Origin of the sequence: Thauera sp. WB-2 (assembly GCF_027594845.1) — a bacterium.
Taxonomy (GTDB): domain Bacteria; phylum Pseudomonadota; class Gammaproteobacteria; order Burkholderiales; family Rhodocyclaceae; genus Thauera; species Thauera mechernichensis.
This window is the reverse complement of record NZ_CP088935.1, coordinates 3,995,567-4,012,358: the sequence shown is the minus strand read 5'-3', so window position 1 is coordinate 4,012,358 and position 16,792 is coordinate 3,995,567. Positions and strand designations below refer to the sequence as shown.

Below are 16,792 nucleotides of genomic sequence, written 5' to 3'. Positions count from 1 at the left end.
ACGGCATGCTCGATGTCCGTTTCATGCCCACGCCATCGTGCTTGCCGAGGAGAAGGAAAGATGACCAGCGCCCGCCACCCCATGGCCGCCTCTTTGCGTGCGTCCGATACCGGCAAGGTGGTGTCGGCGCGCGATGCGGTACGCCTGATCCGCAGCGGCGACACCGTGGCCACCGGGGGCTTCGTCGGCATTGGCTTCCCTGAGAGCATCGCGGTTGCGCTCGAGCGCCGCTTCCTCGACAGCGCTGCGGGGGACGCTGTCGCGCCGCGTGACCTGACCCTGGTCTACGCTGCCGGCCAGGGTGATGGCAAGGAGCGCGGACTCAACCACTTCGGTCATGACGGCCTGGTGGCGCGCGTGATCGGCGGCCATTGGGGGCTGGTGCCCAAGCTGCAGGCGCTTGCAGTGGGCAACCGCATCGAGGCCTGGAACCTGCCGCAGGGGGTGATCTCGCATCTGTTCCGGGACATCGCTGCGGGCAAGCCGGGCACGCTCACCCGTGTCGGCCTGGGGACCTTCGTCGATCCGCGCTTCGGTGGCGGCAGGCTCAATGCGCGCACCACGGCTGAGCTCGTGCGGCTGATGGAGATCGACGGCGAGGAATACCTGTTCTACAAGGCCTTCCCGATCCACGTCGGCATCATCCGCGGCACCACTGCCGACCCCGACGGCAACCTGACGATGGAGAAGGAGGCGCTGACCCTGGAAGCGCGCGCCATCGCGATGGCGGCGCGCAATTCGGGCGGCATCGTCATCGCCCAGGTCGAGCGCATCGCCGAGCGCGGGTCGCTCAACCCGCGCCATGTGCAGGTGCCTGGGGTGCTGGTGGACTGCGTGGTGCTCGCCGAGCGGCCCGAGCACCACATGCAGACCTACAGCGAGCAGTACAACCCCGCCTTCTCCGGCGAGATCCGTGTGCCGATGTCGGCGATTGCGGCGATGGGCATGAGCGAGCGCAAGGTCATTGCTCGCCGCGCGGCGATGGAGATGCGGCCTGACGCGGTGGTGAACCTGGGCATCGGCATGCCCGAGGGGGTGGCCAACGTGGCCGCAGAGGAGAAGATCATCGACCTCCTCACCCTCACTGCAGAGCCCGGTGTGATCGGCGGCATTCCGGCCGGCGGGCTGTCCTTCGGCGCTGCCGTGAACACCCAGGCCATCATCGACCAGCCCAGCCAGTTCGATTTCTACGACGGTGGCGGCCTGGACATCGCCTTTCTCGGCCTGGCCCAGGCCGATCGCGAGGGCAACCTCAACGTTTCGCGCTTCGGGCCGCGCCTGGCTGGGGCGGGCGGCTTCATCAACATCTCGCAGAACGCCAAGAAGGTGGTCTTCGTCGGTACCTTCACCGCCGGCGAGCTGAAGGCGGTGGTCGACAAGGGGCGCTTGCGCATCCAGCAGGAGGGCGCCGCGCGCAAGTTCGTCGATGCGGTCGAGCATCGCACCTTCAGTGGGGTGCAGGCGGTGCGTTGGCAGCAGGAGGTGCTCTACGTCACCGAGCGCTGTGTGTTCCGCCTGTGCGCGGAGGGGCTTGAGTTGATCGAGATCGCACCCGGTGTCGATCTCGAGACCGACATCCTCGCCCAGATGGACTTCGTTCCGGTGATGCATCAGGCGCCGCGGCTGATGGATGCGCGCATCTTCCGTGACGAGCCGATGGGGCTGCGCCGCGACCTGCTCGAGCTCCCGCTCGAGCAGCGCCTGTCCTACGATGCCCAGGAGGGGCTGTTCTTCGTCAACTTCGAGGGCCTCGCGGTGCGCACGGAGGCCGATATCGCACGCATCGAGCAGGCGGTCGATGCTGCGCTCGCCAGCGTGGGCCATCGCGTCGATGCGATCGTCAACTACGACCGCTTTTCGATCGTGCCCGAGCTGGTCGACGACTACATCGAGATGGTCAAGCGCCTGGTCAAGCGCCACTACCGCGCGGTGACGCGCTACACGGCGAACAGCTTCATGCGCATGAAGCTTGGTCAGGCACTGGAGAAGCACGAGGTCGTACCGCACATATACGGCAGCGCCGAGGAGGCCCAGGGGCGCGTGCGCCCGCTGGCCTGACGGTCGGGTGTAGCGGTTCAGTCCTGCAGTGCGTCGTGCTCGCCGCAGTGCGCAAGAATGCGCGCGCGTACCGCATCGCGCAGCGCGAGCAGGTCGTGCCAGTCCTCGCCTGCCGGTTGCAGTGGCGCGCAGATGCGCACGCCCAGCCGCCCGCGCTGCGGCTGCCAACCGCCGCTGCGCAGCACGGCGCGCGTGCCCGCGAGTGCGACCGGCACCACTGGCAGGCCCTGGCGTGCAGCGACCTGGAAGGCGCCGAGGCGGAAGGCGCGCAACCCCTCCTCGGGCCCGAAGGTGCCTTCGGCAAAGAACAGCAGCGGCACGCCGGCTTCGGCATGTGTGGCGAGCGTGCGTGCATCTTCCAGGCTCTGCCGGGTGTCGAAGCGGTCGACGAATACGGTGCCCATGCGCTCGAGCAGGGTGCGCAGCAGCGGCTGGGCGCGCAACTCGGTCTTGGCGATGAAGCGCACCGGATGTGGCAGCGTGGCGGCGAGTACGAAGCCGTCGATGTAGCTGGCGTGGTTGGCGACCAGGATGCAGTTGCCCGCGGGCAGCTTGTCCAGGCCTTCGATCCGCAGCGGGCAGGCGCATAGCCAGCGGTAGAGGCGGGCGAGGCGGTGGGCGAGCGCCCAGCGCTGACCGAGCCCGGGCAGGCCGATGATGCCGATGGCGGCGAGGGTGGCCAGCGGCGCGAACCAGGCCCAGGCCCAGATGGCGTAGAGAACGCCCGGCAGCGCGCGTGCCCGCTTGCCGATGCGGCCGGCCAGGCTGGCGGTGTGCAGGCGTAGCACCTGCAGCCACGCCGCACGCACCGGCTCACCCAGGCGCCCGGCCAGCCAGGCCTCGCGCACCGCGGCGCGGCGGATCTTGCCACTGGAGGTCTTGAGGACCGCATGCGGGGGGGCGAGCACGATGGTGTCGGGGGCGAGGTCGAGTTGGGTCGTCGCCGCGGCGACGATGCCAGCCTCGAGCGCCTGGCGTTCGGCTTGGTCCTCGAGCCGGGTTTCGGCGACCACCACCAGGCGCTCCTCGCCGCTGGTCGGGTCCGATACGCCGAACACGGCCACGCAGCCCTTGCGTACGCCCGGCAGGTCGCCGATTGCCTGCTCGAGGTCGTAGGGGTAGAGGTTGCGGCCGGCGCGGATGATGAGCTCCTTCGCCCGGCCAGTGATGTAGAGCTCGCCGTCGGCGAGGTAGGCATGATCGCCAGTCACCAGCCAGCCGTCGTGGAACAGGGCGGCGCTCGCCGCCGCGTTGCGGTAATAGCCGGCGGTGGCTGAGGGGCCGCGGAACTCCAGTTCGCCGACATGGCGTTCGGGCAGCGGGCGGCCCTCTGCGTCCACGATGCGCAGTTCGTGACCGGGCAGCGGAGGGCCGCAGGACACCAGGCGCAGTACCTCGCCACCGTCATCGTGTGCGCCCGTTCCTGCCGCGCCGTCAGCTGCAAGTGCATGCCCCTCGCGGGTCAGCGGCGTGCGCTCGACGCGGTCGATACGTACGCCGCGGCCGGGGGGCGGTACGCACAGGCCGACCGAGCACTCGGCCAGGCCATACACCGGTGTCAGGCTGCCGGCGTTCAGACCATAGGGGGCAAAGGCGTGGGCGAAGCGTTCGAGCGTGTCGGGGTTGACCGGCTCGGCGCCGTTGGCCGCCAGCCGCCAGCTCGACAGGTCGAGGCCCGCCAGGTCGGTACCGGCGAGGCGCTTGACGCACAGTTCATAGGCGAAGTTGGGTGCGGCGGTGACCGTCCCGCGGTAGTGGTGGATCGCCCACAGCCAGCGCTCGGGGCGGGCGAGGAAGTCGAGTGGCGACATCAGCACCAGCGTGCAGCCATGGTAGAGACTGCCGAGCCACGTGCCGATCAGGCCCATGTCGTGGTACAGCGGCAGCCAGCTCACGCACACGTCGCGCGCCTCGACCTTGGCGGCCAGCCCCCAGGCGCGGATGTTGGCGAGCAGGTTGGCGTGGCTGAGCGCCACGCCCTTGGGGTCGCCGGTGGAACCCGAGGTGTACTGGATGAGCGCGAGTTCGCGTGCGCGCGCCGGATGGCGCGGCGCCGAGGCCACGGCGGGCGCGCTGGCGGCAGGGGACGCCGCCAGCGCTGCGGGCGTGGTGACATGCACAAGCTCGGGCGCCAGCCCGGCGAGGGCGCTGGCCAGGGGGCGCACACGGTCGAAGGTGATCAGCACAGGGGCCGCGCAGTTGCGCAGGATGCCGGCCTGGCGGCGCAGGTGCTCTTCGATCTGCGCCGGTCGTGCGGGCGGGTACATCGGCACCGGCACCGCGCCGGCGAACAGGATGCCGAAGAAGCTGCGGAAGAAGTCCAGCCCCGTTGGCAGCATCAGCGCGACACAGTCGCCCGGTTGCACGCCCAGGCCGCGCAGCGCGGCGGCGACCTTGCGCGCGCCGTTGGCGAGTTCGGCATGGCTCAGGGTCTCGACCTCGTCGTCGCCGGCCAGGAAGCGTACGTGGCAGCGCTCCGGGTGGCGGGCGAGATGCCAGTCGAGCACCTCGAGCAAGGTGGCCGCGCCTGAGGGCATGCCGGCCGAAGGTTCGCTGACTGGATCCGTGACGGTTGAGGTGGAGGCTGGCGCGTCACCGGTTGCGCGCCGTGTGGCCTGGGACAGCGGCGAGCCTGCGGGCGCATCGGCGAGGGCGGCAAGCAGGTCGCGCGGCGTTTCGGCGCTGTCGAGCACCGTGGTTGGCAGGCGTACGCCGTAGTGGCGCTCGATGCGGGCCAGCAGTTCGACCCGGCTGAGACTGTCGAGCCCGAGGTCGCGGTCGAGCGCGCAGTCGAGCGTCGCCCTGCGCATTGCGCCGGGATGCAGCTCGCGGACCAGTGCGTCGACCAAGGCCAGCAGCTGCGCGGCATCGTGCGGGTCGGCCAGGTGAGGCGTGGGCATCGCGGGACTCCTCGTGCTTGCCAGGCAGACGGCCAAGGTAACGCCGGGACACCGACACGGCAAGCCATGAAGCTCCAACGGGAGGGCGGGCCGCGTTTGTTCCCGCCGTGGGAGCGGCGCGAGCCGCGAGGGGTTGAAGGCGATGTGGTGCGGGGGGGCGACAAAAGGCTCGCGGCTGGCGCCGCTCCTACAGGGGAGCGCGCCGCGTTTGTTCCCGCCGTGGTAGCGGCGCGAGCCTTTACAATGCACGCCCGTTCGTTTGTCGTCCGTGCGCAGCGTTTGCGCCCAAACCATGACTGCAGCCCCCATCGAGACCCCTGTCGTGTCCGCGCCGGCCCGCGCCGCTGCGTCCGCATGCGCGGGTGTTGCTGCGGAAATCGCCCTGGTGCATGGCTGGGCGATGTCGCCACGGGTGTACGCTGCGCTCGAAGCCAGTCTGCATGGGCAGGTGGTGCGCACCCTGGCACTGCCGGGACATGAAGGGGCGCCTCCGATCCGAGCCGCCAGGCTGGAGGATTGGGCGGATGCCCTCGCCGCAGGCCTTGCCGACGCTTCGGTGCTGGTGGGCTGGTCGCTCGGGGCGATGCTCGCGCTCGACATCGCCTGCCGCCATCCGCACAAGGTGTCGCGCCTCGTCCTGCTTGCCGGCACGGCGCGCTTCGTGGCAGACGACACGGGTTGGCCCGGGCTGCAGGCCGAAGTGGTAGACGCCTTTCAGCGCGACTACGCCTCGGCCCCTGCGGCAACACTGGCGCGCTTCCTGGCCTTGCAATGCATCGGCGAGCCACGACGCCGGGTGGTACAGCAGGCGCTGGCGCAGTGCCTCAGTCCGGGCGCGCAGGAGGGCCTCTGCGCTGGCCAGGCGGCCGACGACGGGCTACGCCCTGGCGTCGGCAGGTCCGCCGCGCCGAACCCATTCGAAGACGGCCTGGCGATCCTAGCCGCGGCCGACCTGCGTCCGCTGCTGGGCGGGATCCGTCAGCCGGTGCTGCTGCTGCACGGCGACCAGGACGCGCTGATGCCCGTGGCTGCGGCCTACAGGTTGGCACAAGCCCTGCCGCAGGCGCGCCTGCAGGTGCTGGAGGGCAGCGGCCATGCGCTGCCGGTGTCGCGTGCGGCGGACTGCGCAGGCCACATCCTGGCCTTCGTCGGCGCAAGGGGGGACGCATGACGGCGACGACGAAGGGCGTCGATCACGCCCATGCGCATCGGCGGCGCGACATCCGCGCAGCCTTCGAGCGCGCCGCGCACAGCTATGACCAGGCCGCGATGATCCAGCGCGAGATCTGCGCCCGGCTTGCCGCCTTTGGCGAGGGGCTCGTGCCGGGCGGGGGCGACGCGGACGGCTGGGTGCTCGATGCCGGCTGCGGTACCGGCTTCGGCGTGGAGAGCCTGCGGCGGCTGCGCCCGGGCGGGCGCATCGTCGGGCTCGACCTGGCCCCGGCCATGCTGGGGCGGGCGCGCATGCGCGCAGGACGCGACGGCGGCTTCGAGCCGGTGTGCGCGGACCTCGAGCACCTGCCGCTTGCCGCCGCCAGCATCGACCTCCTTTGGTCCAGCCTGGCGGTGCAATGGTGCCGCCCAGGGCGCGTGTTCGAGGAACTGGGCCGGGTGCTGGCACCCGGTGGTATCGGCCTGGTTGCAACCCTGGGCCCCGACACGCTGTGGGAGTTGCGCGACGCCTTCGCCAGCGTCGACGATGCGCGCCATACCATCGATTTCCATACCGATGCGCAATGGGTGGAGGCGGCCCGCGCGGCGGGGCTCGAGGTCGAACGGCGCGAGCGTTGCGCCCTGCATGCGCGTGCCGCCGACCTGCGCGGCCTGCTGCGCGACATCAAGGCCATCGGTGCGGCGACCATCGACGGCGGCCGCCGCCGCACGCCGCTGGGGCGCCAGGCCTGGTTGGCGGTGAGCGCACGCTACGAGCGTCATCGACTCGCCGACGGCCTGCTGCCGGCCACCTACGACACCATACTGCTTGTCGTACGCAAGCCGGGCCTTGTGTCCGCCGAGCCTGGAGCGCCCCGAGATGAATGACCAGCTTGTGCTCGGCCTGCGCGACGTGGCTGCGCTTGGCCAGGTGTTCACCCCCGACGCCGTGGTGCGCGCCATGCTGGCGTTGCGCCGTCGGCGCGGCCGGGTGCTGGAGCCCTCCTGCGGCGATGGCGCCTTCCTGCGTCATCTGCCGGATGCAGTCGGCCTGGAGATCGACCCCGACCACTGTCCGCCGGGCGCTCAGGCGATCGACTTCTTCGCCTATCCCGAGCGCGAGCGCTTCGATACCATCATCGGCAACCCGCCTTACGTGCGTTGCCAGGACATTCCGGCCTCCACCCAGGCGCTGATCGCACGCGGCCGCCATGGCCAGTGCCTGGATCGGCGCGCCAACCTCTATCTGTTCTTCATCGACAAGTGTCTGCGCCACCTCGAGCCGGGCGGCGAGCTGATCTTCATCACGCCGCGGGACTTCCTCAAGGCGACTTCGGCGGTCAAGCTCAACCGCCTGCTGTTCGAGGCCGGCAGCATCACCGACGCGATCGAGCTGGGTGATGCGCGCGTGTTCGCCGACGCGGTGCCGAACTGCCTGATCTGGCGTTTCGAGAAGGGCTGCACCAACCGGCAAACGCGTTATTGCGAGATCGGCGTCGGCGACGACGTCGACGCGGCGCTTGCCGCACCGGCCTGGGAAACGCGCCACTTCATCGAATGCGCCGGCCACCTGATGTTCGCGCGTGGCGACTACCCGCTGCGCCTGGCTGACATCGCCTTCGTCAAGGTCGGTGCGGTATCGGGCGCGGACGAGCTGTATGCCGACCCGGCGCATGGCAACCGCGATTTCGTGTGCTCATCCACGGTGAGCACGGGCCTCACCCGGCGCATGATCTGGAGTGAGCCGGGCGAAGCGCCGCCGACCGTGCTCCTGCCGCACAAGGCACGCCTGCTGCAGCGCAAGGTCACCCGCTTCGACGAGTCGAACTGGTGGATGTGGGGACGCATGCACCACCGCAGCGCGCAGCCGCGCGTGTATGTGAATGGCAAGACGCGGGTGGCGAAACCCTTCTTCACACACCCCTGCACCGACTACGACGGCGCGGTGATGGCGATCTTCCCGCGCCGGCCGGATGTGGACATCGAGGCCTTCCGCGACACGCTCAATGCGGTCGACTGGGCCGATCTCGGCTTCGTCTGCGATGGCCGCTTCCTGTTCACCCAGCGCAGCCTGGAGAACGCGCCGCTGCCGGCCAGCTTTGCGGCCTTTCTGCCAGTGGGCTGAGTGCGCGCGGCATCACAGGAACAGCGCGTCGACCGCAGCGGTTTCGCGCCGGCCGATGTCTGCGCCGTGTGCCTGCAGCCAGGCCTCGGCGCGGGCGCGGCCAAGGTCGCGCAGTTGCATGAGGAAGCCACTGGCCGCGTTGAGCTTGCTGGCCGTGCCGGCGTCACCCAGCTCGACCGCATCGATGAGGTGGAAGCGCTCGTCCATGAGCTTGCGCTCGAAGCGGCCACGCAGCCACGCGGGTCCGCTGTCGGCGATGAAGCGGCGGGCATGGGCGACCATGCGCATCTCGCGCAGGAAGGTGGTGGAGAAGCCCAGCTCCATGCTGCGCGCGGCGATGTCGTCGGCGCTGCGCGGCGCGGCTTCGCGACGCAGCGGGTTGAGCAGCACGAGCAGGATGTCGGACGAGTGGCATTCATAGAGCAGCGGATAGATCGCAGGGTTGGCGGTGAAGCCACCGTCCCAGTAATGCTCGCCGTCGATTTCCACCGCGTGGTGCAGGGTCGGCAGGCAGGCGGAGGCAAGCAGCGCGGCCTCGCTGAGCTCGCCGGTGTGGAACAGCCTGACCTTGCCGGTGCGCACTGCGGTGGCGGCGATGAACAGCTTGAGCGGGCAGTCGCGGCGCAGGCGTTCGAAGTCGAACTGGGCGCGCACCACGTCGCGCAGGGGATTGAGCTCGAAGGGGTTGAGCTGGTAGGGCGAGAACATGCGCGTGAAGCCGAGCATCAGGCTCATCGGCGCGGGCAGGCTGCCGTCGCTCGCCGGATTGAGGCTGTGCAGAAGTTCGAGGTGGAAGGGCACGCTGTCGCCGACCGCTGACCAGAAAGCCGCCAGGCTGGCGCGCGCGCCTTGTGCACCGCCTTCGGTCCAGCCCTGGGCGAGGGCGACCGCGTTCATCGCGCCCGCGCTGGTACCACTCACGCCCTCGATGCCGATGCCGTGCTCGAGCAGGCGGTCGAGCACGCCCCAGGTGTAGGCGCCATGGGCGCCACCGCCCTGCAGCGCGAGGTTGAGCGTTGGGGTACGTGCGTCGTGGCGCTTTCCCGACCACGGCAGCTGGAACATGGCTTGGTCCTCCTCGTCCGGCGGGATGGGTGCAGTCCGCCAAGGTGCGCCATCCGGAAGGGATGTTGCAATGCACAAAAGAGATTAACACGCAGCCATGAGCGCAAGTGTGTCGACGCCCAAGGGGAGCCAGGTCATCTCGTCTTCCGCCGGCGTTCGGGTGCGCCGCGCCCGGAAACCCTGGTGCTGACATGGAAATGGGTATACTTCCGGGGTTGTCGTCTGCCCTTGTAGCCTAAGCAGCGGTGGGCAGGCGGCTTGCCCGACATCCGAGAATGAAAGATACATGATGATGCTGGCTGTCGATGCGGATGAAGGCCGCAAGCCTGCGCTCCGGGAGGGGCGTGAAGGTGGGGGCGGCGACCCGAGCCTCGATGTGAGCCTGGCGACGCTCTTCGAGTGCCTGCCGGCCATGATCAGCTATTGGGATGCGGAGCAGCGCAATGTGTATGCGAACCGCGCCTACCTGGCTTGGCTTGGGCTCGGAGCGGCCGACCTGCGCGGCCGTCGGATCGTGGATCTCGCCCCCGCGGCGCTGTACGCGAGGATCCTGCCCTTGGTCGAACGCGCCTATCGGGGTGAGGCGCAGTCCGACGAGCAGGTCATCGAGTCGCCCGGCGGCGGTCGGCGCTACTGGGTGGTCAACTATGTTCCGGACCTGCGCAAGGGTGTCGTCGCGGGCATCGTCGTGATCCTGTGCGAAGTCTCGGCCCTCAAGGAGACCGAGCAGGCGCTGCGCGAGAGCGAGCGGCGCCTGAGGAGCATCCTGGGTGGGCAGACCGAGGCGATCTCGCGCCTGGGGGCAGACGGCCGCTTCCTGTTCGTCAACGATGCGTACTGCGCGCTGTCGGGGCGTGCGCGCGAGGAACTGCTCGGCCAGCGCTGGCAGCCGGTGGCACATCCCGACGACGTTGCGCGGGTCGAAGCCTCCTTGCGCACCTTGTCGCCGAGCAATGATGTGGTGATCGAGGAGAACCGCGTCGTCTGCGGCAACGGCGAGTTGCGCTGGGTGCAGTTCATAAACCGCGGTTTCTTCGACGAACTGGGGGTCTTGCGCGAGATCCAGTGCGTCGGCCGTGACATCACGGCGCAGAAAGTGGCCGAGCTGGCGCTGCAGGAGGCCAATGCCAATCTCGAACGCAGGGTGGTCGAGCGTACCCGGCAGTTGCAGGAGCTTGCGGTGCAGATCACCCTGGCCGAGGAGAGCGAGCGCAAGGCGATCGCGCGCGACCTGCACGATGATCTCGGCCAGTTGCTGCATATCGCCCAGATGCGGCTGGACCAGGTGCAGCGCTCGGTCGGCGATGACGAGCTCGTTGCTGCCCTGGTGCAGGTAGGAGGGCTGATCCGTGACGCGAGCCGGCGGGTGCGCTCGATGACGGCACAGCTCAGTCCGCCGGTGCTGCGGACGCTGGGCCTGGTGTCGGCGCTGCACTGGCTGGCCGACGAGATGGGGCGCGAGTTCGGGCTCGATGTCGAAGTGGACGTCGAGCCTGTGGGCACGGATACGGATGGGGGCAAGGCGATCGCCCTGGGCGAGGCGCAGAGCCTGATCCTGTTCCGCGCGGTGCGCGAGCTGCTGCTCAACGTGCTCAAGCATGCGGGTACTTTCTGGGCGCAGGTCAGGGTCGAGCATGCGGCGCATTTCTTGCGCATCACGGTGCGTGACGAAGGGCGGGGGATCGAGGACCTTGCCGCCGCGCTCGACCAGCGCGAGCGCTTCGGGCTGGCCAGCCTGCAGGAGCGCATCGGTTATCTCCATGGGACGGTCGTCATCGACTCGGCACCCGGGCGAGGGACCTCAGTGCGGCTGCAGGTGCCGCTCGGCAGCAGTCGTGGCTCGGGGAGGCGACGATGAGCATCAGGGTCATGCTCGGCGACGACCATCGGATCTTCATCGAGGCCCTCGCCGGCATCCTGTCGGACGAGCCCGACATCGTGGTGGTGTCCTGCGTCGGCAGTGCGGCCGAGATCTTCGCCGAGATCGGGCGCGTGCGTCCGGATGTACTCATCCTCGATGTCGGCCTGCCCGATGAGAATGGCATCGAGGTCATGCAGCGCTTGCGACGCGAGCATGCAGGCGTGCGCGTGCTCGCACTCTCGGGCTATGCCGATCGAACCTTCGTCGAGGAGATGCTCAAGGCCGGCGCCTCTGGCTATGTGGTCAAGACGGCCAGCACCCAGGAGCTCATCAACGGCGTGCGCGCGGTCGCCGAAGGCAAGCACTTCCTGTGCGCGGAGGCAACCGCGCGCATGCTGAACCGCTTTCTGCCGCGTGCGGACAGCTGCCCGCCGGTCAGCCTGTTGAGCCAGCGCGAGCGCGAGGTGCTGGTGCTGCTGGCCAATGGCAAGCGTGCGGCGGAGATGGCAGCCGAGATGGGGATCACCGTGTCGACGGTGGAGGTCCATCGGCGCCACCTGAAGGACAAGCTCGGCCTGCGCACGTCGGCCGACCTCACGCGCTATGCGATCCGTGAGGGCCTGGTTGCGCCCTGAGGGCGATGTACGCATTTCTTGGTAGCGGGGTCATCGTTGCTGTGAATGGAACGGAATGCGCAATTCCGTAACATCGGTTGCTACGCGCGTCGCGCCATTTCGAATGCACGCTGCAGCCGCCGCAAGGGACCCAGCCCATGAGCTTTGCCACGATGACCCTGAGAACACGCCTCGTCCTGGCCTTGCTGGCCGTGATGGCGGGTTTTGTTTCCATCGGCCTGGTCGCCCTCTTCGACCTCCGCGCCAGCATGGAAGAGGACCGCCGCGAACGCGTACGTGCGGTGACTGACAGTGCGATGGCAACCCTGAGCTATTTCCACTCGCTCCAGGCGGCAGGCGCCCTCGGCGAGGATGATGCCAAGCGCCAGGCGCTGGCCTCGCTGCGTGCCTTGCGTTTCGACGGCGACAACTACGTTTTCGTGGTCGATACCCGGTACGAGTTCAAGCTCAACCCGGCCAGGCCCGACATCGAGGGGACATCAGGGCGCGAACTGCGCGACCCGGGAGGCCGCGCCTTCGTGGTGGAGATGGTGGATGTGGCCTCGGGCAGTGCGCAAGGCGGCTTCGTCGACTACGTGTGGAACAAGCCGGGCGCTACCGCCCCGGTTGGCAAGGTGTCCTATGCGCGTCTGTTTGCGCCGTGGCAATGGGTCATCGGCGCAGGTGTGTACCAGGACGACGTCGCACAGGCGTTCCAGGACCAGGCGGTGAAGATCGGGCTGATTGGATTGCCCATCGTGCTTGCCATCGTTGCCATTTTTGGCCTCATCAGCCGCAGCATCTTTGGCCAGCTGGGCGGTGAGCCCGCGGCGGCGGTGTCCGTCGTGCAGCAGATCGCGCGTGGCGACCTGAGCGCGGCGGTTGCTCGGCCCGGCATGCGGGCCGGCAGCATGCTGCATGCCGTCGATGAGATGCGCGACAAGCTCGTGGGCATGCTCAGGGACATGACGCGCATGGCCCATGCGCTCGATGGCCGTGCACAACAGATTGCCAGCGCGGCTGGCCAGGTCGCAGCGGCGAGCGGGGATCAGGCGCAGGCCACGAGCACGACTGCGGCCGCACTGCAGCAGGTGCAGGCGAGCCTCGTCAAGGTACGGGAAGTTGCCGGCATCCTGCAGACCATCCGCGGGCAGGCCGAGGACTCCCTCGCCAAGGCGCGCGACGTGGCGCTTGCGACGCGGGAGCAGGGGACGGCCGCCAACGAGATCGCGGCCAATGTCGAGCGTATCGCGGGCATGGCCGAGGAGGTGAGCGTCACCATGAGTGGCAATGCCGACGCGGCCCGAGAGATGCAGGACATGGCCGTTGAGCTGATGCGGTCGGTGCGCCGTTTCAGCCTGCCCTGAGTACGAGCGCATGCAGACGGGGCTCGGTGGGTCGGTGATGAAGCTGCTGCTGGTGGCGCCGCAGGGGGGCGTGCGGGCGCAGCTCGTGGATATGCTGGATGAGTTCTGTGGTGAGCTGTACGTCGTTGATCATGACGATGAAGCCTTGGCTGGCCTGCTGCCGGCGACGGCGGTGGGGCGGGCCAGACAGGGTGCTGTGTCCGCGCGCCACGGCGCATTCAGCCTCGAGCGCTGCGATCTGGTGCTGCTGTGCCTGGATGGATCAGGACTCGAGGGCGGACGCGCGCTGATCGAAGGTTTCCACGCGGCTGGCGGCGGCAATGCACCAGCCATCCTTGCCGTCGTCGGCGGGGATGATCTGGCCGATCGCGCTGCCTTGTTCCGCTGCGGGGTGGATGACTACGTCGCCGCGCCGCTGGTCCGGGAAGAGCTTCTCGCGCGCATCTTCAACCTGGTCGGCAGGCATCGTTCGTTGGACGATGCGCGGCGTGCCAGGCGCCAGGATTTCGATCGCGTCCTGCTGCAACTGGCACGCAGCGTCCTCCCGGGCAGTGGCCGCCTGCAGCAGGCGCTGGAAGAGATTGCCGGCCAGTCGGCGCGGGTGCTCGACGCGAAGGCTTCGATCTGGCTGCTGGATGCGGCGGGCCAGCTGCGTTGCGTAGCGCACGGCGGCACGGACGGCGAGAAAGCTTGCGAGTGTGCTTGCCCTGTGCTCGCCGACGTCGATTTCCCGGCTTACTTCGCGGCCTTGAGAGGCAGTCGCGTGTTGAGCGTGAACGATGCTGCCGTGCACCCGGCGACGCGGGAGCTGTCGCGGGCGCATCTTGCCGCTCGCGACATCGTATCCCTGCTCGATACGCCGATCCGCCAGGGTGACCGCCTGCTGGGCGTGGTATGCCATGAGCAACTTCACTTGCCGCGGGTGTGGACGGTTGATGAGGAGGCGTTTGCGGCGGGTGTGGGTGAGCAGGTGGCGCGTGTGCTTGCGGCGCATGAGCACTGGTGCGCGAACCAGGAGTTGCATCTTGCCAAGCGCGTGATGCAGCTCGCCCCGGTGTCGATCATGATCACCGACGCACAGCGAGCGATCGTGTTCGTGAACGAAGCATTCGAGCAGATGAGCGGCTATCTTGCCCACGAGGTGATGGGGCAGTCGCCGCGGATCCTGTCTTCGGGGATGCATGGTCCCGACTTCTACGAGGCGATGTGGCAGAGCATCGACCGCACCGGCTTCTGGCAGGGCGAGATCTGGGACCGGCGCAAGAGCGGGGAGCGCTACCCGAAGAGCCTGATGATCAAGCGGCTCGCGAATGGTCATGGCGAGACCTCCCATTACGTAGGCCTGGCCTTGGACGTTTCGGTGGAGCGTGCCCAGCAGAGCCAGATCGAGTTCCTCGCCTACCACGACAGCCTCACCGGCCTCGCCAACCGCAGCTTGTTTGCCGACCGCCTGCGCCAGGCGGTGGCACGCGCTGAGCGCAACGGATCGCGGGTAGCAGTGCTCTACCTGGACGTCGATCGCTTCAAGGTCATCAACGACTCCTTCGGCCATGAAGCGGGCGACCGCATGCTCAAGGAGGTCGCGCAACGCATCCACGCGTCGATCAGGGATGGCGACACGCTGTGCCGGCAGGGTGGCGATGAGTTTCTCGTCATCGTCGATGACGTGGTCGATGTCGACAGCCTGTCGTGCGTTGCACGCCGCATCCTGGATACGGTGAGCCTGAGCTTCGAGCACGAGGGGCGGGACTTTTCACCGACGCTGTCGATGGGGATCTCGATCTTTCCGGACGATGCCCGTGACGAGTCCGAACTGGTCAAGAATGCCGACATGGCCATGTACCAGGCCAAGGACAGCGGACGCAACCGTTACCAGTTCTTCACCGCCGAACTCAATCGCATCACGCGCCGCAAGGCCGAGATCGAGAGCAGCCTGCGCAGCGCGCTGGCAGTGAAGCAGGGCCTGTTCATGGTCTACCAGCCCAAGATCGCACTGGAGTCGGGCGCCTTGATCGGCTTCGAGGCGCTGGTGCGCTGGTCGCCCTCGGCGGGGACGTTGGTGCCACCAGCGCTGTTCATCGAGATCGCCGAAGAGTCGCACCAGATCGTGGCGCTGGGCGATTGGATCATCGACATGGTGCTCGACCAGGTTGCGCACTGGCAGCGTGGGGGCTGCACGGTGCCGCCGGTCGCCATCAACGTGTCGCCCGTTCAGCTCAGGTATCCGGGCCTGGTGGAGCGCCTTGCCCATGCGTGTGATCGGGCCGGCGTCGACAGGCGGCTGATCGAGATCGAGATCACCGAGAGCGTTTTCGTCGGCGACATCGACGCCGCGCGCGGGCTGCTGCAGCAGGTCAAGGCTGCAGGGTTCAAGCTGACGCTGGACGATTTCGGCACCGGCTATTCCAGCTTCAGCTATATCGCGATGCTGCCCTTCGATGCGATCAAGGTCGATCGCTCCTTCGTCTCCAGGTTGGGCGAGAACCTCAAGGCCGCGTCGGTTCTCAAGGCGGTGATTGCACTTGCCAAGGAGCTTGGCCTCGAGCTGGTTGCCGAGGGCGTCGAGACCGAGGCTCAGGCAGCGTGGTTGCGCACTGCCGGGGCGGAGGTCGCGCAGGGGTACCACTTCGGCATCCCGGCCAAGGCAGCGGACCTGATCCTCTAGCCCTGCTGCCTGCGCCCGTGCGGCGCGAGACTCAGCCCTTTTCGCCCTTGGCCGCCAGATAGATCCCCACCAGCAGCAGGCTGAAGCCGACGAATTGCAGTGGCGCGAAGCCCTCGCCGAAGATGATGAAGGCCATCAGCGCGCTGCCGACCGGTTCGCCGAGCGTGACCACGGCAACGAAAGTGGCGGACACGTAGCGCAGCGACCAGTTGTAGGCGGTGTGGCCGAGCAGTTGCGGGCCGAGCGCCATCGCCAGCAGCACCAGCCAGGCGGTACCCGAGAGCGCGAACAGCTCGACCCCGCCTGCGCCGCTGGCCGCGAACAGGAACAGCGCTGCGGCGCCGTAGGCGAGCCAGATGTAGGCCGGCAGCCCGAGCCCGGCGCGCAGCCGGCGGCCGATCAGCAGGTAGGCGGAGAAGCACCAGCTGCCGACCAGCGCCAGCAGGTTGCCGAACATGGGGTCGCTGCCGGCGCCCGCGTTCTGGCTGTCGCTCCAGAAGATGAACAGGCTGCCGGCAAAGGACAGCGCGATGCCGCCGATCATCATGCGCGTGGGCGTCTCGCGGAAGATCAGGAAGGAGGCCAGGCCGATCCACAGCGGGTTGGTGGTGACGAGGGCGGTGCTGGATGCGACCGAGGTGTATTCCAGCGAGCTGATCCAGGTGGCGAAATGCAGGGCGAGGAAAAAGCCCGCCGCCAGCGCCATGCCGATCTGCCGGCGGGTGAGCCGCGCCAGTTCGCGGCGCGACTGCATCAGCGCGACCGGCGTGATGATCAATGCGGCGAGCCCGAGCCGCCAGGTCGCCACGGTGAGCGAGCTCACCCCTTCGGCCTGCGCCAGGCGGGCGAAGATGGCGCCGAAGGAGATCGCGGTGAGGCCAATGCCGAGGACGACGAAGGGGAGCCAGCGGGCGGGTTGGGTGGTTTGGGACATCGAGCTTGGGGCGTCGTTGGGGGTGTTGCGCTTGAGGGACAGAGTGCCCGG

The 16,792-nt window shown here is 68.5% G+C and carries 11 protein-coding genes; 8 read left to right on the top strand and 3 right to left on the bottom strand.

What is annotated here, in order from left to right:
• Positions 1-60: 60 nt before the first annotated feature.
• Positions 61-2,058: an acyl CoA:acetate/3-ketoacid CoA transferase gene (locus tag LQF09_RS18275; protein ID WP_270068639.1), complete on the top strand. Its 1,998-nt coding sequence runs from the start codon at positions 61-63 to the stop codon at positions 2,056-2,058.
• A 17-nt stretch (positions 2,059-2,075) separates the two neighbouring features.
• On the opposite strand, the gene LQF09_RS18270 is transcribed toward LQF09_RS18275, so the two are convergent.
• Positions 2,076-4,958, bottom strand: a complete 2,883-nt coding sequence (locus LQF09_RS18270; protein WP_270068638.1) for an AMP-binding protein — start codon at positions 4,956-4,958, stop codon at positions 2,076-2,078.
• Between the two features lie 292 nt (positions 4,959-5,250).
• Here LQF09_RS18270 and LQF09_RS18265 point away from each other — a divergent pair, with 292 nt between their 5' ends.
• Genes LQF09_RS18265 through LQF09_RS18255 form a run of 3 tightly spaced genes read left to right on the top strand, consistent with a single transcriptional unit; the run spans position 5,251 to position 8,235 of the window.
• Positions 5,251-6,129 (top strand): alpha/beta fold hydrolase, encoded by an 879-nt coding sequence (locus LQF09_RS18265; RefSeq protein ID WP_002931208.1) that lies wholly within the window; start codon positions 5,251-5,253, stop codon positions 6,127-6,129.
• Positions 6,126-6,998: a methyltransferase domain-containing protein gene (locus LQF09_RS18260; protein WP_270068637.1), complete on the top strand. Its 873-nt coding sequence runs from the start codon at positions 6,126-6,128 to the stop codon at positions 6,996-6,998. The genes LQF09_RS18265 and LQF09_RS18260 overlap by 4 nt, the downstream gene beginning before the upstream one ends.
• Complete coding sequence (locus tag LQF09_RS18255; RefSeq protein WP_270068636.1) at positions 6,991-8,235, top strand: class I SAM-dependent methyltransferase; 1,245 nt, start codon at positions 6,991-6,993, stop codon at positions 8,233-8,235. The genes LQF09_RS18260 and LQF09_RS18255 overlap by 8 nt, the downstream gene beginning before the upstream one ends.
• Before the next feature lie 12 nt (positions 8,236-8,247).
• Here LQF09_RS18255 and LQF09_RS18250 read toward each other — a convergent pair whose 3' ends face one another.
• Positions 8,248-9,300 (bottom strand): patatin-like phospholipase family protein, encoded by a 1,053-nt coding sequence (locus LQF09_RS18250; RefSeq protein ID WP_270068635.1) that lies wholly within the window; start codon positions 9,298-9,300, stop codon positions 8,248-8,250.
• 286 nt (positions 9,301-9,586) lie between these two features.
• Between LQF09_RS18250 and LQF09_RS18245 the strand changes: the two genes are divergently transcribed.
• From LQF09_RS18245 to LQF09_RS18230, 4 genes are all read left to right on the top strand, one after another.
• Complete coding sequence (locus tag LQF09_RS18245; RefSeq protein WP_270068634.1) at positions 9,587-11,158, top strand: PAS domain-containing sensor histidine kinase; 1,572 nt, start codon at positions 9,587-9,589, stop codon at positions 11,156-11,158.
• Complete coding sequence (locus tag LQF09_RS18240; RefSeq protein ID WP_270068633.1) at positions 11,155-11,796, top strand: response regulator; 642 nt, start codon at positions 11,155-11,157, stop codon at positions 11,794-11,796. The genes LQF09_RS18245 and LQF09_RS18240 overlap by 4 nt, the downstream gene beginning before the upstream one ends.
• A gap of 137 nt (positions 11,797-11,933) precedes the next feature.
• Positions 11,934-13,142 (top strand): cache domain-containing protein, encoded by a 1,209-nt coding sequence (locus LQF09_RS18235; RefSeq protein WP_270068632.1) that lies wholly within the window; start codon positions 11,934-11,936, stop codon positions 13,140-13,142.
• Positions 13,143-13,152: 10 nt separating this feature from the next.
• A complete protein-coding gene (locus LQF09_RS18230) occupies positions 13,153-15,807 on the top strand; it encodes an EAL domain-containing protein (protein ID WP_270068631.1) in 2,655 nt (884 codons plus the stop codon).
• 31 nt (positions 15,808-15,838) lie between these two features.
• On the opposite strand, the gene LQF09_RS18225 is transcribed toward LQF09_RS18230, so the two are convergent.
• The gene (locus tag LQF09_RS18225) at positions 15,839-16,741 is read right to left on the bottom strand and encodes a DMT family transporter (protein ID WP_002931199.1); all 903 of its coding nucleotides are present in this window, start codon (positions 16,739-16,741) and stop codon (positions 15,839-15,841) included.
• Positions 16,742-16,792 lie beyond the last annotated feature (51 nt).